The organism is Streptomyces sp. NPDC087859, assembly GCF_044742595.1.
GTDB lineage: Bacteria > Actinomycetota > Actinomycetes > Streptomycetales > Streptomycetaceae > Streptomyces > Streptomyces canus_F.
Genome location: NZ_JBIUUU010000001.1, coordinates 528,478 through 547,589, shown reverse-complemented (window position 1 = coordinate 547,589; position 19,112 = coordinate 528,478). Strand labels below are relative to the sequence as shown.

Annotated in this window: 14 protein-coding genes; 9 read left to right on the top strand and 5 right to left on the bottom strand. The window is 71.3% G+C overall.

What is annotated here, in order from left to right:
• Window position 1 precedes the first annotated feature (1 nt).
• Both ACIOHP_RS02510 and ACIOHP_RS02505 read right to left on the bottom strand, forming a co-directional pair.
• On the bottom strand, window positions 2–775 hold the full coding sequence (locus ACIOHP_RS02510; protein WP_401882624.1) for an SDR family NAD(P)-dependent oxidoreductase: 774 nt from the start codon (window positions 773–775) through the stop codon (window positions 2–4).
• A 50-nt stretch (window positions 776–825) separates the two neighbouring features.
• Window positions 826–1,494, bottom strand: coding sequence for an MOSC domain-containing protein (locus tag ACIOHP_RS02505; protein WP_361550785.1), 669 nt, complete (start codon window positions 1,492–1,494; stop codon window positions 826–828).
• Window positions 1,495–1,574: 80 nt separating this feature from the next.
• Between ACIOHP_RS02505 and ACIOHP_RS02500 the strand changes: the two genes are divergently transcribed.
• The gene (locus ACIOHP_RS02500; protein ID WP_361550788.1) at window positions 1,575–2,474 is read left to right on the top strand and encodes a LysR family transcriptional regulator; all 900 of its coding nucleotides are present in this window, start codon (window positions 1,575–1,577) and stop codon (window positions 2,472–2,474) included.
• A 43-nt stretch (window positions 2,475–2,517) separates the two neighbouring features.
• Here ACIOHP_RS02500 and ACIOHP_RS02495 read toward each other — a convergent pair whose 3' ends face one another.
• On the bottom strand, window positions 2,518–2,847 hold the full coding sequence (locus tag ACIOHP_RS02495; RefSeq protein WP_046261616.1) for a WhiB family transcriptional regulator: 330 nt from the start codon (window positions 2,845–2,847) through the stop codon (window positions 2,518–2,520).
• Window positions 2,848–3,229: 382 nt separating this feature from the next.
• On the opposite strand from ACIOHP_RS02495, the gene ACIOHP_RS02490 reads away from it, so the two are divergent.
• The 4 genes from ACIOHP_RS02490 to ACIOHP_RS02475 all read left to right on the top strand — a co-directional run bounded on the left by ACIOHP_RS02490 (window position 3,230) and on the right by ACIOHP_RS02475 (window position 7,647).
• The gene (locus ACIOHP_RS02490) at window positions 3,230–3,841 is read left to right on the top strand and encodes a response regulator transcription factor (RefSeq protein WP_003948568.1); all 612 of its coding nucleotides are present in this window, start codon (window positions 3,230–3,232) and stop codon (window positions 3,839–3,841) included.
• A 305-nt stretch (window positions 3,842–4,146) separates the two neighbouring features.
• On the top strand, window positions 4,147–4,722 hold the full coding sequence (locus ACIOHP_RS02485) for a sigma-70 family RNA polymerase sigma factor (protein WP_059192858.1): 576 nt from the start codon (window positions 4,147–4,149) through the stop codon (window positions 4,720–4,722).
• A 177-nt stretch (window positions 4,723–4,899) separates the two neighbouring features.
• Entirely contained in the window at window positions 4,900–6,405 is a 1,506-nt protein-coding gene (gene guaB / locus ACIOHP_RS02480) for an IMP dehydrogenase (RefSeq protein ID WP_361550792.1), read from the top strand.
• A gap of 117 nt (window positions 6,406–6,522) precedes the next feature.
• Complete coding sequence (locus ACIOHP_RS02475; protein WP_327718868.1) at window positions 6,523–7,647, top strand: GuaB3 family IMP dehydrogenase-related protein; 1,125 nt, start codon at window positions 6,523–6,525, stop codon at window positions 7,645–7,647.
• A gap of 55 nt (window positions 7,648–7,702) precedes the next feature.
• Here ACIOHP_RS02475 and ACIOHP_RS02470 read toward each other — a convergent pair whose 3' ends face one another.
• Window positions 7,703–8,914: a nucleotide sugar dehydrogenase gene (locus tag ACIOHP_RS02470; RefSeq protein WP_361550794.1), complete on the bottom strand. Its 1,212-nt coding sequence runs from the start codon at window positions 8,912–8,914 to the stop codon at window positions 7,703–7,705.
• A gap of 296 nt (window positions 8,915–9,210) precedes the next feature.
• Here ACIOHP_RS02470 and ACIOHP_RS02465 point away from each other — a divergent pair, with 296 nt between their 5' ends.
• Window positions 9,211–10,917: a glycerol-3-phosphate dehydrogenase/oxidase gene (locus tag ACIOHP_RS02465; RefSeq protein WP_361550797.1), complete on the top strand. Its 1,707-nt coding sequence runs from the start codon at window positions 9,211–9,213 to the stop codon at window positions 10,915–10,917.
• 84 nt (window positions 10,918–11,001) lie between these two features.
• Here the strand turns inward: ACIOHP_RS02465 and ACIOHP_RS02460 are convergent, their stop codons facing one another.
• Entirely contained in the window at window positions 11,002–12,045 is a 1,044-nt protein-coding gene (locus ACIOHP_RS02460; protein WP_401882616.1) for a serine hydrolase domain-containing protein, read from the bottom strand.
• Window positions 12,046–12,346: 301 nt separating this feature from the next.
• On the opposite strand from ACIOHP_RS02460, the gene ACIOHP_RS02455 reads away from it, so the two are divergent.
• The 3 genes from ACIOHP_RS02455 to ACIOHP_RS02445 all read left to right on the top strand — a co-directional run bounded on the left by ACIOHP_RS02455 (window position 12,347) and on the right by ACIOHP_RS02445 (window position 19,093).
• Window positions 12,347–14,452: a serine/threonine-protein kinase gene (locus ACIOHP_RS02455; protein WP_401882613.1), complete on the top strand. Its 2,106-nt coding sequence runs from the start codon at window positions 12,347–12,349 to the stop codon at window positions 14,450–14,452.
• A 162-nt stretch (window positions 14,453–14,614) separates the two neighbouring features.
• On the top strand, window positions 14,615–17,305 hold the full coding sequence (locus tag ACIOHP_RS02450) for a protein kinase (protein ID WP_401882610.1): 2,691 nt from the start codon (window positions 14,615–14,617) through the stop codon (window positions 17,303–17,305).
• A 153-nt stretch (window positions 17,306–17,458) separates the two neighbouring features.
• Window positions 17,459–19,093, top strand: a complete 1,635-nt coding sequence (locus ACIOHP_RS02445) for a protein kinase (RefSeq protein WP_401882607.1) — start codon at window positions 17,459–17,461, stop codon at window positions 19,091–19,093.
• Window positions 19,094–19,112: the final 19 nt, after the last annotated feature.

Here is a 19,112-nt window from a genome sequence, read left to right as displayed (position 1 = left end):
CCTACTGCGGCCCGTACTTCCGCCCCGTCCTGGAGCTGATCCCCCCGAGCAACCCCCGGGGCACCACCTTCACCACACCCATCAACGCCTTGTACCGGGGATCCGGAATCGACAGCGTCTTGCCCCGCGCGAGGTCGTGCAGCGCGGCCGCCACGAGCTTGTCGGCGTCGAGCCACATCCAGCCGGGAATGTTGTCCGTGCCCATGCCCGCCCGCTCGTGGAACTCGGTGCGTACGAAGCCGGGGCACAGGGCCATCAAGCGCACCCCGCTCCCCGCGAGGTCCTTGGCCGCGCCCTGGGTGAACTGCACGACCCACGCCTTGGACGCCCCGTACGTGCCGCGGGGGAGGAAGGCCGCCACCGAGGCGACGTTGACCACGCCACCGCGGCCCCGCTCGCGCATCCCCTCCGTCGCCGCCGACGTCAGTCGGAGCACCGCCTCGCAGTGGACCTTGAGCATCTTCAGCTCGTCGGCCATGGAGACGTCGAGGTAGCGGCCCTTGTTGCCGAAGCCCGCGTTGTTGACCAGCAGGTCGACCGGGTTTTTGCGGTCGGAGAGGCGGGCGGCCACCGTCTCGATGCCGGAGTCCTCCGCGAGGTCCGCCGTGAGGACCTCCGCCTCGATGCCGTGGCGGTCGTGGAGTTCGGTGGCCTGTTCGCGCAGCCGCTTGGTGTCGCGGGCCACCAGGACGAGGTTGTGGCCGTCGGCGGCGAGGCGCCGTGCGAACGCGGCACCGATGCCCGCGGTCGATCCCGTAATCAATGCCGTTGTCATGGCGCAAGGTTAATGACCGGGACGGACAGCGTCCGCTTGCGAGGACGCCGTCAGGCGCCGTGCTTCTCCACATAGTCGAGCGCCCACTGCCGCACTTCCGGATGGAGCGCCTCGCCCGCCGCCAACAGCCGCGGCTGGAGGGGCCGTTCGGTGGTCATCGCCCGGAACGCCAGGGCGACCGTCACCTCGTGGTCCGGCCGGTGCACGATCTCGACCGGGTCCCCGGAACGGATCTCGCCGGGCCGGATCACCCGCAGGTACGCCCCCGGCGCGCCCTTCCGGGTGAATCGCTTCACCCACCGCTTCTCCTCCATATGGCCCTGGAAGGTGCCGCACGGGATGCGCGCGCTGGTGACCTCCAGCACCACCTCGGACCCGATGCGCCAGCGTTCGCCGATCAGCGCGCCGGAGACGTCGATGCCCTGTGTCGTGAGGTTCTCGCCGAAGGCGCCGGCGGCCAGGGAACGGCCGAGCTCGCGCTCCCAGTCGTCCAGGTCCTCGCGCGCCATCGCGTACACGGCCTGGTCGTCGCCGCCGTGGTGCTGTCTCTTGCACACCGCGTCCCCGGCGAGCCCACTCCCGCCGATGCCCTTGGGGCCGGGCGCGGCCACCCGCACCGGTGTGTCGACCGGCCGCTTGTCGATACCGGTGACGCCCTCGGGGTTGTCCGTGTACGAAACGGCCTTCTCGCGGCCCAGATTCACCGACAGAAGCTTCATAGCGGCACGGTAGGCCACCGGCACCCAAAGGCGCCACGCACTATTCGCCGTCGTACCAAAGCCCGGCTTATCCTCGGAGAGTGATCGAGGCCCGTCATCTCCGTGTCCTGCGCGCCGTCGCCGCCACCGGCTCCTTCTCCGCCGCCGGGCGCGAACTGGGCTGCACCCAGCCCGCCGTGAGCCAGCAGATGAAGGCCCTGGAGGGGTCCGTCGGCACCCCGCTGCTCATCCGCACCGGCCGCGAGATGCGGCTGACCCAGGCGGGGGAGGCGCTCGTGCGGCACGCCGCCGGGATCCTCGCCGGACTGACGGCGGCGGAGGAAGAGGTCGCCGCCATCGCCGGACTGCGGGCCGGGCGCGTGCGGCTCGTCTCCTTTCCCAGCGGCAGCTCCACCCTCGTACCGACCGCCCTCGCGGCGCTGCGTGCCGCGCACCCGGGCACCCGGGTCTCCCTGGAGGAGGCCGAACCCCCGCAGTCCGTCGCGATGCTGAGGGAGGGCGACTGCGACGTCGCCCTCGCCTTCCGGTATGAGGGGGCCGCCCAGGAGGGCGAGTGGGACGACCTCGTCGTACGGCCGCTGCTGCGGGACCGTCTCGTCGCCCTCGTGCCGGAGCGGCACCGGCTCGCGTCCGCCGGGTCCGTGGCCATCGGGGAGCTGGCGCGGGAGCCCTGGATCGCCGGATGTCCGCGCTGCCGTGGGCAGTTGGTCGAGGTGTGCGAGGGCGCCGGGTTCACGCCCCGCATCGACTTCGCGACCGACGACTATCCGGCGGTGGTGGGACTGGTGGGCGCCGGCCTCGGCGTGGCCGTGCTGCCGCAGCTGGCCATCGAGTCCGTACGGCCGCGGGGCGCGCGCACCGTCACGCTGGAACCGGCCGTGCGGCGGGAGATCGTCGCGCTGACCCTGCCCGATCTGGCCCAGGTGCCCGCGGTGGCGGCGACCCTGGACCGGCTCGCCGAGGCGGCGGGCCGGAAGTAAGGAAGGGCACGCGTACGCGTGCCCTTCCGGAAGAAACGTTCCTTCAGTTGTTCGAGACGGCATGCCCACCGACCGACGACGCCGTCACCAGCCGGTTCCGCGCCCGTCCCATGAGCTCCTCGCGCTCGTCCTCGGTCAATCCGCCCCACACGCCGTACGGCTCTCTCACCGCCAACGCGTGCGCCGCGCACTGGGCGCGGACCGGGCATCTCATGCAGACCTCCTTGGCCGAGTTCTCACGAGCGCTCCGGGCCGCTCCTCGCTCGCCCTCCGGATGAAAGAAGAGCGAGCTGTCCACCCCGCGACAGGCGGCCAGGAGCTGCCAGTCCCACAGGTCCGCGTTCGGTCCGGGAAGGCGGGAGAAATCTGCCATTGCGTGACCCCTTGTAGCCGTTCTGTGGCGGATTCGGTGTCTACGACCGTACATCTGCGATCTAAGGAGATGAAAATATGACTCATTGCGAATCTAGCCTCAGACACCAGGAAATGGGAAGAAATGGAGCTAAATGGGGCACTGGTTGTGATGAAACGTTGTGGGTCCGTCGTGCATGTCTGCACCGTGTCCGCGCCCTCACGTAGAGTGCCGAAGATGGCACACGGCCCCGTAACTCTTTCGAGTGACCGTCGTTGAGAGTGCGGAGGCGGTTGAAACACAAAGCGCTCGGGCAAGCGTCCGAGACGGTCGACCGCACAGGTGACGATTTCGTACCAGCCTGGAGGCTCAAGGTGACGTGCATCAGCTGCGGAGGGCGGCCATGACATCCGTCCTCGTCTGCGACGACTCCCCGCTTGCCCGAGAGGCGCTCCGCCGCGCGGTCGCGACCGTGCCCGGCGTCGAGCGCGTGACGACCGCGGCCAACGGCGAGGAAGTCCTCCGCCGCTGGGGCGCCGACCGCTCGGACCTGATTCTGATGGACGTACGCATGCCCGGTCTGGGCGGCGTCGAGACCGTCCGGCGGCTGCTGTCCGCCGACCCCGGTGCGCGCATCATCATGCTCACCGTCGCGGAGGACCTGGACGGGGTCGCGCTCGCGGTCGCCGCCGGCGCGCGGGGCTATCTGCACAAGGACGCGTCGCGCGCGGAGCTGCGGGCGACCGTGACGCAGGCCCTCGCCGACCCGACATGGCGGCTCGCTCCCCGTCGGCTGCGGTCCGCCGAGATGGGGGCGGCGCCGACGCTCACCGCGCGTGAGATCCAGGTGCTCGAGGGGATGAGCCACGGTCGGTCCAACGCGGAGATCGGGCGGGAGCTCTTCCTGTCCGAGGACACCGTGAAGACGCACGCGCGTCGGCTGTTCAAGAAGCTCGGTGCGTCCGACCGGGCGCATGCGGTCGCGCTCGGGTTCCGGTGGGGCCTGGTTCGCTAGGCAGTCGTATGGCTGCGGGTCGTTCGTGGCTGGTCGTGCCCATGCGGCGGTAGCCGCATGGTGATGCAGCTCCGCGCCCCGTCGGGGCGCGGAAGGCGGCGCCGGTCAAGTGGCCCTCACGGTGTCCGCTGCTTGTTTCGGCGCCGATGCCGCATCCTTGAGGTGTGGAGTCTCTCGGGGACGAGTCGGTCGAGCGGAAGGGGAGGGCGCAGGGTATGAGTTCCGGCGCACCTGCTCATAACGCTTCGGTGCACAACATCGGACGTGGTGCCGCGGATGAAACGGCCGCAAGGCACCATGGACCGATGCGCGAGGACGAGACGACGGTGATCGGTGGGCTCGTCCACCGCGCCGTCGACGGGGATGAGCAGGCGACACACGACCTGCTCGCCCATGTCCACCCACTGGCGCTGCGCTACTGCCGCACCCGTCTGTCACGGCTGCCCGGCGACGCACGTCACTTCGTGGAGGACCTGGCGCAGGAGGTCTGTGTCGCGGTTCTCCTCGCCCTGCCGCGCTACCGGGACACCGGCCGGCCCTTCGAGGCCTTCGTCTTCGCCATCGCCGCCCACAAGGTCGCCGACCTGCAGCGTGCGGCGATGCGCGGCCCCGGCTCGACGGCGGTCCCGTCCGACGAGATGCCCGAGCGGCCGGACGACTCCCTCGGCCCCGAGGAGCGGGCGCTGCTCAGCAGCGACGCCGAATGGGCCAAGAAGCTGCTGGCCAACCTCCCCGAGAACCAGCGGGAGCTGTTGCTGCTGCGGATCGCGGTGGGGCTGACGGCGGAGGAGACGGGACAGATGTTGGGAATGTCACCCGGGGCGGTGCGGGTGGCTCAGCACCGGGCGTTGAGCCGGCTGCGGGCCCTTGCCGAGCAGTAGTTCCCGGAGCTCGTTCCCCGCGGTTGCCCCTTGTCTTTGTTCCTTCGGTGAACAGGCCGTACCTCAGTTCCGTACGAACATACGAAGCCGGTAGCCGGACGGAACCGTGGAATTCGGGACCCTTCCTTCCCGTTAGCATGGACATCCGCACCGATCAAGGCCATTGGGGAAGGTGTCATGACTGCAAACGTCGACGGAGTGCCTGACAAATTCGCGACACTCGGGCTGACCTACGACGACGTGCTGCTGCTGCCGGGCGCGTCGGACATGGCGCCCGACGAGATCGACACCGCCTCGTACGTCTCCAGGAACGTGCGGGTGAACATCCCGCTGCTGTCCGCCGCCATGGACAAGGTCACCGAGTCGCGCATGGCGATCGCGATGGCCCGTCAGGGCGGCGTCGGTGTTCTGCACCGCAATCTCTCCATCGAGGACCAGGCCAACCAGGTCGACCTGGTGAAGCGCTCCGAGTCCGGCATGGTGGCCGACCCGATCACCGTGCACCCGGACGCCACGCTCGCCGAGGCCGACGCGCTGTGCGCCAAGTTCCGCATCAGCGGCGTCCCGGTCACCGACCCCGGCAAGAAGCTCCTCGGCATCGTCACCAACCGCGACATGGCCTTCGAGAGCGACCGCTCCCGCCGGGTCCGCGAGGTCATGACGCCGATGCCGCTGGTCACCGGCAAGGTCGGCATCTCCGGCGTCGAGGCCATGGAGCTGCTGCGCAAGCACAAGATCGAGAAGCTTCCGCTGGTCGACGACGCGGGCGTCCTCAAGGGCCTCATCACCGTCAAGGACTTCGTCAAGGCGGAGAAGTACCCGAACGCCGCGAAGGACGCCGAGGGCCGGCTGCTCGTCGGTGCCGCGGTCGGTGTCGCCGGTGACGCCTTCGAGCGCGCCCAGGCCCTGATCGAGGTCGGCGTCGACTTCATCGTCGTGGACACCGCGCACGGCCACTCCCGGCTCGTCGGCGACATGGTCGCCAAGATCAAGTCGAACTCCGCGGGCGTCGACGTCATCGGCGGCAACATCGCCACCCGTGACGGCGCCCAGTCGCTCATCGACGCCGGCGTGGACGGCATCAAGGTCGGCGTCGGTCCCGGCTCCATCTGTACGACCCGTGTCGTCGCCGGCATCGGCGTCCCGCAGGTCACGGCGATCTACGAGGCCGCGCTGGCCGCCAAGGAGGCCGGAATCCCGGTCATCGGCGACGGTGGCCTCCAGTACTCCGGCGACATCGCCAAGGCCCTGGTCGCGGGCGCCGACACCGTGATGCTGGGCTCGCTGCTCGCGGGCTGCGAGGAGTCCCCGGGCGAGCTGCTGTTCATCAACGGCAAGCAGTTCAAGTCGTACCGCGGCATGGGCTCGCTCGGCGCCATGCAGACGCGCGGCGAGCGCAAGTCGTTCTCCAAGGACCGCTACTTCCAGGAGGGCGTCGCCTCCGACGAGCAGCTGGTCCCCGAGGGCATCGAGGGCCAGGTGCCCTACCGCGGCCCGCTGCACTCGGTCGTCCACCAGCTGGTCGGCGGACTGCGCCAGTCGATGTTCTACGTCGGCGGCCGCACGGTGCCGGATCTGCAGGCCAACGGCCGCTTCGTACGGATCACCTCGGCGGGTCTGAAGGAGTCGCACCCGCACGACATCCAGATGACGGTCGAGGCGCCGAACTACAGCCGTAAGTGACCGCCACGCGCGCGTGAGTGTCGATCGAGGGCGGCCCCGGGGACTCCGGGGCCGCCCTCGGCGTATCCGTCGGGGATACTGGAAGGCGCTGCAACGCATCAGGGAAAGGCCACACACGTGACTGAGATCGAGATCGGGCGCGGCAAGCGCGGCCGCCGGGCGTACGCCTTCGACGACATCGCCGTCGTCCCGAGCCGTCGTACGCGCGACCCGAAGGAGGTCTCGATCGCCTGGCAGATCGACGCCTACCGCTTCGAGCTGCCGTTCCTGGCCGCCCCCATGGACTCGGTCGTCTCCCCGGCCACCGCGATCCGCATCGGCGAGCTCGGCGGCCTCGGCGTGCTGAACCTCGAGGGCCTGTGGACGCGGTACGAGGACCCGCAGCCGCTGCTCGACGAAATCGTCGGCATGGACTCGGAGACGGCGACCCGGCGGCTCCAGGAGATCTACTCCGCCCCCATCAAGGAGGAGCTGATCGGCCAGCGCATCAAGGAGGTGCGCGACTCGGGCGTGGTCACCGCGGCCGCGCTCTCCCCGCAGCGCACGGCGCAGTTCTCCAAGGCCGTCGTCGACGCGGGCGTGGACATCTTCGTCATTCGCGGTACGACGGTGTCGGCCGAGCACGTGTCGGGTTCGCACGAGCCGCTGAACCTGAAGCAGTTCATCTACGAGCTCGACGTCCCGGTGATCGTGGGCGGCTGCGCCACCTACACCGCCGCCCTGCACCTGATGCGCACCGGCGCCGCGGGCGTCCTGGTCGGCTTCGGCGGCGGCGCGGCGCACACCACGCGCAACGTGCTGGGCATCCAGGTCCCGATGGCGACCGCGGTGGCCGATGTCGCCGCCGCTCGCCGGGACTACATGGACGAGTCCGGCGGCCGGTACGCGCACGTGATCGCGGACGGCGGTGTGGGCTGGTCCGGCGACCTCTCCAAGGCGATCGCCTGCGGCGCGGACGCCGTGATGATGGGCTCCCCGCTGGCCCGCGCGACGGACGCGCCGGGCCAGGGCAACCACTGGGGCATGGAGGCCGTCAACGAGGAGCTGCCGCGCGGCAAGAAGGTCGACCTGGGCACGGTCGGCACGATCGAGGAGGTCCTGACGGGCCCGTCGCACATCCCGGACGGCTCGATGAACTTCTTCGGCGCGCTGCGGCGGGCGATGGCCACGACCGGATACAGCGAGCTGAAGGAATTCCAGCGCGTCGAGGTCACGGTGGCTGACTCGCAGCACAAGCGGTAGGCAGGTCGTACGACGGGAAGGGGGCCGGTCGCCTGGTGGGGCGACCGGCCCCCTTTCACAGCCTGTGCGCCGCCCCCGTGGGCGTGGCGCCCCGCGTGTCCAGCAGCAGCTGTGCCTTCACCGACAGGCCCTGGAGGTCGTACGTCCGGTGCTGCTGGAGCAGGATTGTGAGGTCCGCGTCGGCGGCGGCCTCGTAGAGGGAGTCCGCGCGGGGGACCGGGCGGTCGAGGACGTTCCAGGAGGGGACGTGGGGGTCGTGGTAGCTCACCGAGGCGCCCAGTTCCATCAGGCGGATCGCGATCTCGCGGGCGGGGGTGCCCTGTTGGTCGGCGAGGTCGGGCTTGTACGTCACGCCGAGGAGCAGGATGCGGGCGCCCCGGGCCGACTTGCCGTGCTCGTTGAGGAGGGCGGCGGCGCGCTGGACGACGTAGCGCGGCATCTGGCTGTTGACCTGTTGGGCCAGTTCGACCATGCGCAGGGCGCGGCCGGTGGGGGCGCCGGTCAGGTCCTGGGGGACCCCGTGGCCGCCGACGCCGGGGCCGGGGCGGAAGGACTGGAAGCCGAACGGCTTGGTCTCCGCGCACCGGACGACGTCCCACAGGTCGACGCCCAGGTCGTGGCAGAGGACGGCCATCTCGTTGACGAGGGCGATGTTGACGTGGCGGTAGTTGGTCTCCAGGAGCTGGACCGTCTCCGCCTCTCGCGGGCCACGCGCGCGTACCACCTTGTCGGTGAGGCGTGAGTAGAAGGCGGCCGCCGACTCGGTGCAGGCGGGGGTCAGGCCGCCGATCACCTTGGGGGTGTTGGCGGGCGTGAAGTCGCGGTTGCCGGGGTCGACGCGGCTGGGGGAGTAGGCGAGGTGGAAGTCACGGCCCGCGCGGAGGCCGGAGCCCTCTTCGAGGAGGGGGCGCAGGCGGTCCTCGGTGGTGCCCGGGGGGACCGGGGACTCCAGGATGACCGTGGTGTGCGGGCGCAGGTGGGCGGCCAGGGTACGGGCCGCGGACTCCACCTGGGTGAGGTCGAGCCCGCCGTCCGCCCCGCGCGGGGTGGGCGCGCAGATGACCGCGGTGCGCACCCGGCCGAGCTCGGCGGGGGAGGTGGTCGGCCGGAAGCCCCCCGAGAGCATCCGGCGCAGTTCGGCGGGGCTGAGGGAGCCGGCCTCGGGTCCGGTGCGGTAACCGAGCGTGGGGATGCCGGCGGCGACGGCGGCCTGGGCCAGGGGCAGTCCGTAGGGGCCGAGTCCGATGACGGCGAGATCTGCGGGCATGGCGTTGGACCGTCCTTCCCAGTAGCCGAAGCGGGACAGGTGCGCAAGCCCTGTGGACTGGACGAGCGAGCGCAATGTCAGACTAAGAGTAAATCTGACCGAAATACGAGATTGATTCCTTGTGTCTTCCCGCAGGAGTCCCTGGAGCTTTGGCCTACGTCTTGTGGAAGTTGTCCACAGGCTGGGGGTGACTGGTGGCTGAAGTCGGGCAAGGCGGTCAGAATTTGGGCATGAGGGATACGGACCGGGTCACTCCTCACGGGTGAGACCGGCGTGACCGACAGCGGGAGGCAGCGGTGAGGACAGCGACACTGGGGCCGGCGCAGCGAGCCGAGGCGCTCGCATCCATGGCCGAGCGCGAGCTGGACCTACTGGTGGTGGGCGCCGGTGTGGTCGGTGCCGGGACCGCCCTCGACGCGGTGACGCGCGGGCTGTCCGTCGGCCTGGTCGAGGCACGTGACTGGGCGTCGGGCACCTCGAGCCGGTCGAGCAAGCTCATCCATGGCGGCCTGCGCTACCTGGAGATGCTCGACTTCACCCTCGTCCGGGAGGCGTTGAAGGAGCGCGGGCTGTTGCTGGAACGGCTCGCTCCGCACCTCGTGAAACCGGTGCCGTTCCTGTACCCGCTCCAGCACAAGGGCTGGGAGCGGCTGTACGCCGGCTCCGGCGTCGCGCTCTACGACGCCATGTCCATGGCCCGCGGACACGGGCGAGGCCTGCCCACGCACCGGCATCTGAGCCGCCGTCACGCACTGCGCATCGCACCCGCCTTGAAGAAGGACGCCCTGGTCGGCGCCCTCCAGTACTACGACGCCCAGATGGACGACGCCCGCTTCGTGGCCACCCTCGTGCGCACGGCGGCGGCGTACGGCGCGCAGGTCGCCAACCGCGCCCGGGTGACCGGCTTCCTCCGCGAGGGCGAACGCGTCGTCGGCGCCCGGGTGCAGGACGTCGAGGCGGGCGGGGAGTACGAGGTCCGCGCCAAGCAGATCGTCAACGCCACGGGCGTGTGGACCGACGACACCCAGGCCATGGTGGGCGAGCGGGGACAGTTCCACGTACGGGCGTCCAAGGGCATCCACCTCGTCGTGCCCAAGGACCGCATCCACGCGACGACCGGGCTGATCCTGCGCACCGAGAAGTCCGTGCTGTTCGTCATTCCCTGGGGCCGGCACTGGATCATCGGCACGACCGACACCGACTGGGACCTCGACAAGGCACATCCCGCCGCCTCCAGCGCGGACATCGACTATCTGCTGGAACACGTGAACTCGGTGCTCGCGGTGCCGCTCACGCGCGACGACGTCGAGGGCGTGTACGCCGGTCTGCGGCCACTGCTGGCCGGGGAGTCGGACGCCACCAGCAAGCTGTCCCGCGAGCACACCGTGGCGCATCCCGTGCCGGGGCTGGTGGTCGTGGCGGGCGGCAAGTACACGACGTACCGGGTCATGGCCAAGGACGCCGTGGACGAAGCCGTGCACGCGCTCGATCTGCGGGTCGCCGAGTGCGTCACCGAGGACGTGCCGCTGCTGGGCGCCGAGGGGTACCGGGCGCTGTGGAACGCGCGAGCGCGGATCGCCGCCCGGACGGGGCTGCACGTGGTGCGGGTGGAGCATCTGCTGAACCGATTCGGTTCGCTGGCGGAGGAGGTCCTGGACCTCATCGCGGCGGACGCCTCACTCGGGGAGCCGTTGTCGGCGGCCGAGGACTATCTGCGCGCCGAGGTCGTGTACGCCGCCTCGCACGAAGGGGCGCGGCACCTGGACGACGTGCTGACCCGGCGGACGCGGATCTCCATCGAGACCTTCGACCGGGGGACGCGGAGCGCGCGGGAGGCCGCCGAGCTGATGGCGCCGGTGCTGGGCTGGGACAAGGACCACATCGAGCGGGAGATCCAGCACTACGAGAAGCGGGTGGAGGCGGAGCGGGAGTCGCAGCGGCAGCCCGACGACCTGACGGCCGACGCGGCTCGGCTGGGGGCGCCGGACATCGCGCCGCTGTAGGGCTTCCGCACGGCCTGGGATCCCGGTTCGACATCACTCGAACGAGTGTCGCGAGCCGGGATCTTCGTTCGGAACCCGCTCGTTCTACGAGGTGCGGGGGCAGAACTCGGCGGCGAGCAGGGCCGGTTCGAGGCCGGGGTCCGCGAGCGCGGCGGTGTTCACGCGGAAGGTGAGGACGCGACGGCCGTCGGCGGTGGCCGCGGTGCGCACATAACTGCCGGAGATCCGGCCGTTGTGCCCCCACACGGTCGTGCCGCACGGCAGCTTCACCGGGAACAGCCCCATGCCGTACCGGCCGTGTGCGGCGCGGGTGTCGCGCATCTCGCGCAGCCGGTGCGGGGGCAGCAGTTCACCGCCGAGCAGCGCCGCGTAGAAGCGGTCCAGGTCGGCGAGTGTGGTCACCAACTCGCCGGCGGCCCCGGCGACCCGCGGATCCAGATCGGTGACGTCCGATCCGTCGGTGTCGTAGGCGCGGCCGTGCGGGGTGGGGAGCGAGGTGCGGGATCCGGGGAAGGAGGTGTGCGCCAGACCCAGCGGAGCGATGATGCGGCGCTCGGCCTCGGTCGCGTAGGAGTCGCCGGTGACCTGTGCGATGACCATGCCGAGCAGGACGTAGTTGGTGTTCGAGTAGGAGTAGCGGCCCGGGTCGGCCGGAGGGTGGGTGAGTGCGATCCGTACGGCTTGAAGAGGAGTGAGGGGGACCAGGCCCCCGGTGTCCGAGGTGAAGTCGTTCAGGCCGCTGGTGTGGGTGAGCAGGGCGCGCAGGGTGACCGTGCGGCCGTCGTTGCCGGCTCCGCGGACCAGGCCGGGCAGATGCCGCTCCACGGTGTCGGACAGGGACAGCCGGTTTTCTTCGGCCAGTTGGAGGACGACCGTCGCGAGGAAGGTCTTCGTGATGCTGCCGGCCCGGAAGTGGTCGGCGCGGGCGATGCCCGGGCCGGCCTCGGTGTAGCGGGTGCCGGTCTCCTCGCGGGCCAGCAGGGCGGCGGCGGGCGCTCCGCCCTCGCTGACCAGCAGCGGGAGGACCGCGTCCGTCGGGGGTGTCGCGGGTGCGGAGGAGGCGGCCGGGGCCAGGGCGAGGAGCGCGAGGCACACAGGTACGGCCAGTAGTGTCCGCAACGGCGGCATTGTGGTCCCTCCTGGTTCCTCGTGCGGCGATCGGGGTCCTGCGGCTGTTCCTTGGGTGCCGCCCATCATGCAGGGTGGCGGAATCCGGTCGTCCGGCGGTCTTCGGGTGGGGCGGGCTTCGTGGTGCGGGGCGTGTGTTCGTCACCCTGGTGTGAGGGGTCGTGGCGCGCCGTGTTCATGGGGGTGCGGGCGTTCGGCCCTCATGACGGGCGGCTGGTCCGCAGAGGCACCCTGGGCGTCGGGCACTTGTCGGGTGAGGGACAATGGAGGCTCTGTCAGGGCGGGTTGTATGAGGGGACGCATGTCGGAGGCGGAGCGGGCGGGGGCATCCCGTCAGGGCAAGAGCGAACGTCTCCTCGCCGGGCGGTACCGGTTGGGAGCAGTGCTCGGCCGCGGCGGCATGGGCACGGTGTGGCGTGCCGAGGACGAGACCCTGGGTCGGATCGTCGCGGTGAAGGAGCTGAGGTTCCCCTCCAATATCGACGAGGAGGAGAAGCGGCGGCTGATCACGCGGACGTTGCGTGAGGCCAAGGCGATCGCGCGGATCCGGAACAACAGCGCGGTGACCGTCTTCGACGTGGTCGAGGAGGACGACCGGCCGTGGATCGTGATGGAGCTCGTCGAGGGCAAGTCGCTCGCCGAGGCCATCCGGGAGGACGGCCTGCTGGAGCCGAAGCGCGCGGCGGAGGTCGGGCTCGCGGTGCTCGACGTGCTGCGTTCGGCGCACCGTCAGGGCATCCTGCACCGTGATGTGAAGCCGTCCAATGTGCTGATCTCCGAGGACGGCCGGGTCGTGCTCACCGACTTCGGCATCGCCCAGGTGGAGGGCGATCCGTCGATCACCTCGACCGGCATGCTGGTCGGTGCCCCGTCCTACATCTCCCCGGAGCGCGCCCGCGGGCACAAGCCGGGTCCGGCCGCTGACCTGTGGTCGCTGGGCGGGCTGTTGTACGCGTCGGTCGAGGGGGTGCCGCCGTACGACAAGGGCTCGGCGATCGCCACTCTGACCGCGGTGATGACCGAGCCGCTGGAGGAGCCGAAGAACGCGGGTCCGCTGAAGGACGTCATCTACGGGCTGCTCACCAAGGATCCCGAGAAGCGGCTCGACGACACCGGTGCGCGCGTGATGCTCAACGCGGTGATCCACGCGCCCGAGCCCAAGGCGGAGCCGGAGCCGGCGCCGGACGCGACGAAGGTCGTGCCGTTGCCTCCGCAGCCCGACCGGGGTGAGGGCGGGGAGCGGTTGCGTGGGGCGTTTCGTTCCGTGCGCAAGGCGGCGGTGGCTGCGGGAGCGGCCGGTACGGCGGCTGCGGCTCGGGCCAAGCCCGGGAGCGGGACGGGTACTTCGGGCTCGTCCGGTGCCTCGGGTTCGCCTGGTGCCTCGGGTTCGTCCACCACCTCGGGTTCGTCGGGTGGCGCGGCGGCTTCGGCGCCGGGCGCTGCTGGGACGGGTGCGAAGGCGAAGCCGACTTCTTCGTCCGGGACGGCTGTCTCGGGGTCCGGCAGCGTGGGCGTCACCGGTGCCGGTGCCGCCGCCGGGTCCGGTGCTGGTGCCGGTTCGGGAGCCGGGGGCAACGCGGCCGGTGGTGGGCGGAGTTCGGGGTGGCCCGTGATGACGCCGCCGGATCTGCCGCCGCGGCCCGTGCCGAGGGCGCCGCTCACCGATGTGGTGCCGAAGCGGACGCTGGTGGTCATCGCGGTGGTCGTGGTGCTCGCCGTGGTCGCGGTCGTGCTGGCCGTCGTGCTCAACGGTGACGGCGACTCCTCCTCCAAGAGTTCGGCGGGCGGCGGCGCCAAGACCTCCGCCGGCGCGAGCCCGAGCGCCTCCACCAAGGAGGACGAGAGCGGCGGCGCCCAGACGGACGGCAAGGCGACCGAGTCCGCGGGGTCCGGCGCGGCGGCGGAGAAGACGCCGAGCGGCAGCCCGACCGCGACCGGCGGTGGCGAGGCCGGCGGTTCCGCCGACGGCGACAGCACGGCGGAGACGACGTACAAGGGCGGTCAGGGGTACTCGATCGGGCTGCCCAAGGGGTGGAAGTTCCAGACGTCGGGTTCGGCGGGGGATCGTTTCACCGGGCCTGACGGGCAGAAGCTGTTGGTGGCCTGGACGTCCACGCCGAAGGGTGACCCGGTGGCGGACTGGAAGAGCCAGGAGCAGTACATGACGCGTTCCCAGTACGACCGGGTCCGCATAGCGAAGGTGAACTACCGGGGCTGGCTCGCGGCCGACTGGGAGTTCACCTATGCCGAGGGCGGGACGAAGTACCGGACCATCGACCGGGGGTTCGTCGTCAACGACCATCTCGGATATGCCTTGATGTACACGGCGAAAGCGGCCAATTGGGGCAGTGAGCTGCGCAAGGACACCTGGCAGACCCTCGCGCAGACATTCGAACCGAAATCGTGAAGTGACCCGACCCGCGTTTGAGGGCGAGATCTGGAATCCCCTCTTTGCGGGTTGCCTCCGGCACGTATCGTGAAGGCTCGCGGACCGTACGCATCCGACTATGGGCGGAACGGCACGCGGGGCGAACGGAATTGACCGATCCGGAGGGCCGGGGGAGGCAACGTGGACGACTATGCGGGACGGGTACTCGCCGACCGCTACCGCCTGCCGCTGCCGCCCTCCGACGAGTACGAACTGACCGAGTCCCGGGCCTTCGACACCTACAGCGGTCAGGAAGTCCTCGTCCGGCAGGTGCCGTTGCCCGAGGTCGTCGAGGCGGAGGTGCTCGACGCGGAGGGGCTGCCCGACGGCTTCACCGCAAGGGACCCCCGGGACAGGGGAGTTCGGCGGTCGGCCTCGGCGCGTGCGAGCACCCGGCGCCCTGCCGACCCGGCCGTGCGGCGGGCCGTGGAGGCGGCGCAGGCCGCGGCCTCGATACCCGACCATCCCCGGCTCGACCAGGTCTTCGACGTGTTCGCCGAGGGCGGGTCGCTGTGGATAGTGAGCGAGTTGGTGGCCGCGCGGTCACTGGCGGCGCTGCTGGTGGAGAAGCCGCTGACGCCGTACCGGGCGGCCGAGGTCGCCTCCGACGTCCTCATGGCCCTGCGGGTGCTGCACGCGCACGGCTGGGTGCACCGGAACATCACCGCCCGCACGGTCCTCGTCTGCGACGACGGCCGTGTGATGCTGACCGGCCTCGCGGTCGGAGCGGCGGAGGAGGCACTGTGCGGGTACGACCCGGTGCCGGCCCAGGACGGCGACCTGGAGCTCGGTGACCGGCGCGGGGCGGATGCCCCGGGGACTTTCGGCGGGCCGGGTGGTGGCGGTCCTGTGAGCGGTGCGGCGACCGGTCTCGGCGGTGCCTCTGCCCAGGCGAGTGCCGTCGACCCCGAGGCCGCGCGGCGGGCCGCCATCGAGGCGCGGGAGGCCGGAGGGCTGCCGGGGCTCGGCGGGGACGCGGTGAACGGTACGGGTGCGCCATCGGCCGCGATCGAGCGCAGGGCCGTGGAGACCGGCGGGGACGTCCGGGCCGCGCGCGCCGGGGCGATCGCCGCGTATCGCGCCGGTGCCCGGGCCGCCGCCCGGGTCCAGGAGGCCCAGCAGAACGGCCGCGCGGCCCTGCCCGGAGCCCGGCCGGCACCCGAGAGCGACCCCGCGACGACGGCCGGGGGACCGACATCGCCGTACGACACGGGCAGCGGCGGGCTTCAGGCGCCGTACCCCATGGGCAACGGCGTCGAGCTTCCGCCGGGCGGCGAGGGGCAGTCGGCGTACGGCCCTGGCCACGGCGTCGCGTATCCGCCGGGTTCCGCTCCCCCCGGTGATGTGCAGCCCGGCCGGGGCGATCATCTCCGTTCCGGCGGCATGCCCCAGGGGCAGATAGCCGATCCGTACGGTGTGCGCGCCGACTGGCAGGGAACCGTGCCGCGGGGTGGAGCCTCGGGCACGGCGCTGCCGGCGGCAGGGCATGGACGTGGCGCCGCCCTTCCGCCCGGTGGGCCCACCCCCGCTCCTGCCCCCAGCCGTTGGGACGAGCTCGCCGCCGCGGCCCCCGCTCCCCGCGGCCCCGCCACCGCGCTCGCCGCCGAGCGGGCGCGGCAGGCCAGGATGGCCGTGGTCGGACCGGTGACCGAGCGATGGGCGCCGGAGCAGGCCGGGCCGGTGCACGAGAACTGGCAGTTGGCCGCGCCGATCGGGCCCGCCACCGACCTGTGGGCGCTCGGGGCGCTGCTCTTCAGGGCCGTACAGGGGCACGCGCCCTACCCGGAGGAGTCGACGGCCGAGCTGGTGCAGATGGTGTGCGCCGAGCCGCCCGCCTTCGCCGAGGAGTGCGGGCCGCTGCGGCCGGTCGTGGAGTCGCTGCTGCGCCAGGACCCCACCGAGCGGCTCGACTTCGAGGAGCTGCGGGGCTGGCTGCGGTCGCTGGTGCGGTCCGCGCCCGAGCCCGAAGCCGGCGCGCACGTCGTCGCCGCGCCGCCCCTCGACTCCACCCGGCTGCCCGTCGTACGACGGCGGGGCGAGCTGGTGCGCCGACGGCGCGCCGGGCTGCCCGCGACCAGTGCGCACGGACGGCACAAGCGGGCCAAGCAGGGCAGGCAGGAGGTGGAGCGTTCGCCGCGCCGCCTCGGGCGTACGTTGCTTCTGCTGGTGCTGCTGCTGATGGCCGCGGTGATCGCGTACGCCGTGCTGTTCATGCCCAAGGCCGCCGACTCGACGGACGGCGCGGGTGACACCGGCCGGACCGGTTCGGCCGGCGAGGTCAGCGAGGCGCCCGCCAGCAGTGAGCCGCGGCCCGACCAGAACTCCCCGAAGGCCAGCCCTTCCGAGTCCGTGGAGCCCCAGACCACCAGCCCGGACGTCGCCGACGGCTTCACCCTGCGTACGGACTCCGCCGGCTTCCGTGTCGCCGTCGCGAGCGGCTGGGACCACACCCCCAAGAACGGCCGCGGTCAGGTCGTGTACACGCACGGCGACTTCGACCTGATCGTCGTACCCGGAAGGGACGGCGCCGACGAGTACGGCGAGGACCCCATGGCGTACCAGCGGGAGGACGAGCGCGAGTTGCAGCCGTACCGCGACTCCAGCTGGGCCAGCGCCAGCGGGCTGAAGACGATCCAGGTGGGCGGGCGGACCATGGCCGAGGGGCAGTTCACCTGGACCGACGACGCGGGGCGCGAGCTGTTCGTGCGCAATCTCGCGATGCTCGTCGACGGGAAGTACCACGTGCTCCAGGTGCGCGGGCCGGAGGCCGAACGGGACGAGGTGACGCGGCTGTTCGAGCAGGCGTCGGCGACATACGAGGTCACCGGCTGAGGGGAGCCCGGTCACGCCGGGTGACGGTTGCTTCCGGTCGTCGAAAGCGACAACTGTCACAACCGCGAAACCTTGGCACCCCCGTGGTTCCCCGCACCCGGCCCGGTCCCTAATCTGACCCTGTCAAGAGCATTGCGGGGCAACGTGAATCAGATGCAGGGCCTGCTTCTCGCGGGCCGTTACCGGCTTGCCGACCCCATCGGCAGCGGCGGTATGGGCCGCGTATGGCGTGCGCATGACGAAGTGCTGCACCGGGCCGTCGCCATCAAAGAGCTGACCGCTGCCCTGTACGTCTCCGAGAGCGACCAGGAGCGGCTGCTGCACCGCACCCGCGCCGAGGCCCGCGCGGCCGCCCGGATCAACCACTCCGCCGTCGTCACCGTGCACGACGTACTCGATCATGACGCCCGCCCGTGGATCGTGATGGAGCTGATCGAGGGGCGTTCGCTGGCCGACGCGGTCAAGGCACAGGGGCGTATCGACCCGGCCGAGACCGCGCGGATCGGACTGTGGGTCCTGCGTGCGCTGCGCGCCGCGCACTCCGCCGGGGTGCTGCACCGTGACGTGAAGCCCGGCAATGTCCTCCTCTCCCATGACGGGCGTGTCCTGCTGACCGACTTCGGTATCGCGCAGATCGAGGGCGATACGACGATCACCCGCACCGGAGAGGTCGTCGGCTCCGTCGACTATCTCGCCCCCGAGCGGGTCCGCGGCCATGATCCGGGCCCGGCCTCCGACCTGTGGGCGCTCGGCGCGACGCTGTACACGGCGGTGGAGGGCCGGTCGCCGTTCCGCCGCACCTCGCCGATCGGCACGATGCAGGCCGTCGTCGAGGAGCAGCCCGCCGAGCCGGTCAACGCCGGTGTGCTGGAGCCCGTCCTCGCCGCGCTGCTGCGCAAGGATCCGGCCGACCGGCCGAGCGCCGCGGAGGCCGAGCGGATGCTCGCCGAGGCGGCGGAGGGGCGGGTGCCGGGTGCGGCGCGGGCGTATGCGCCGACGGGGCAGCCGGGGCACGACACCTCGGGGACGGGGTTCGGCACCGGTACCCGCGCGCAGACGGCCGCCGCCACGCCGTATCCGCCGGTGACGATCGGTCCCGCGCCCGTGCCCGCCCCGCCGAAGCGGCACCGCCTGCGAACGTTTTCCCTGGTTGTAGCCCTCGCGGCGATCGTCGGCGGGGGCGTGGCGGTCGCCTTGCAGCAGTTCGGTGGGGCAAACCCCGGCACCTCCGCCTCTTCCTCGTCGCCTCCGAGCGCCAGCGCCAGCGCCAGTGCCACGCCGAGCGAGGAGGGCGGTCAGGGGGAGGTTCCCGCGGGATGGGAGCGGCGCAACGACCCGGTGGGCTTCAGCATCTCCCTGCCCAAGGGGTGGAAGCGGTCCGTCTCCATCGACCAGGACGGCCTCCAGCAGGTCGACTACTCACCCGACGGCGGCAAGCACCTCGTGCGGGTCGCCGTCGACATCGCGCCGGACTACAACGACCCGTACTTGCACGAAGTCGAACTGGAACAGCAGTTGAAACGGCAGCTGGCGGACTACGAAGGCGTGAGCCTACAGCGCCAGGTCTACCGTGACCGCCAAGGCTCCCGCCTGGAGTACACGTGGACGGAACAGGCGCAGGTTTCACGCCCCCCTGGGGCGTATCAAGCCGTCGACCTGATGTACATCGCCCAGAGCGGGGTCGAGTACGCGATCTGCATGGCCTCTCCCGTGGAAGACTGGGACACCACGCGCAAGCAGTTTGAGGCTGTGCTGCAGAGCTGGAGAGAGCGCGCAGTCGAGCGGTGAGAACATCAAGGGGTGCTTA

Coding starts and splice junctions, on each gene's coding strand:
- ACIOHP_RS02510 (WP_401882624.1), bottom strand. CDS start 775: ATGACAACGGCATTGATTACGGGATCGACCGCGGGCATCGGTGCCGCG.
- ACIOHP_RS02505 (WP_361550785.1), bottom strand. CDS start 1,494: ATGAAGCTTCTGTCGGTGAATCTGGGCCGCGAGAAGGCCGTTTCGTAC.
- ACIOHP_RS02495 (WP_046261616.1), bottom strand. CDS start 2,847: ATGGCAGATTTCTCCCGCCTTCCCGGACCGAACGCGGACCTGTGGGAC.
- ACIOHP_RS02490 (WP_003948568.1), top strand. CDS start 3,230: ATGACATCCGTCCTCGTCTGCGACGACTCCCCGCTTGCCCGAGAGGCG.
- ACIOHP_RS02485 (WP_059192858.1), top strand. CDS start 4,147: ATGCGCGAGGACGAGACGACGGTGATCGGTGGGCTCGTCCACCGCGCC.
- guaB (WP_361550792.1), top strand. CDS start 4,900: ATGACTGCAAACGTCGACGGAGTGCCTGACAAATTCGCGACACTCGGG.
- ACIOHP_RS02470 (WP_361550794.1), bottom strand. CDS start 8,914: ATGCCCGCAGATCTCGCCGTCATCGGACTCGGCCCCTACGGACTGCCC.
- ACIOHP_RS02460 (WP_401882616.1), bottom strand. CDS start 12,045: ATGCCGCCGTTGCGGACACTACTGGCCGTACCTGTGTGCCTCGCGCTC.
- ACIOHP_RS02455 (WP_401882613.1), top strand. CDS start 12,347: ATGTCGGAGGCGGAGCGGGCGGGGGCATCCCGTCAGGGCAAGAGCGAA.
- ACIOHP_RS02445 (WP_401882607.1), top strand. CDS start 17,459: ATGCAGGGCCTGCTTCTCGCGGGCCGTTACCGGCTTGCCGACCCCATC.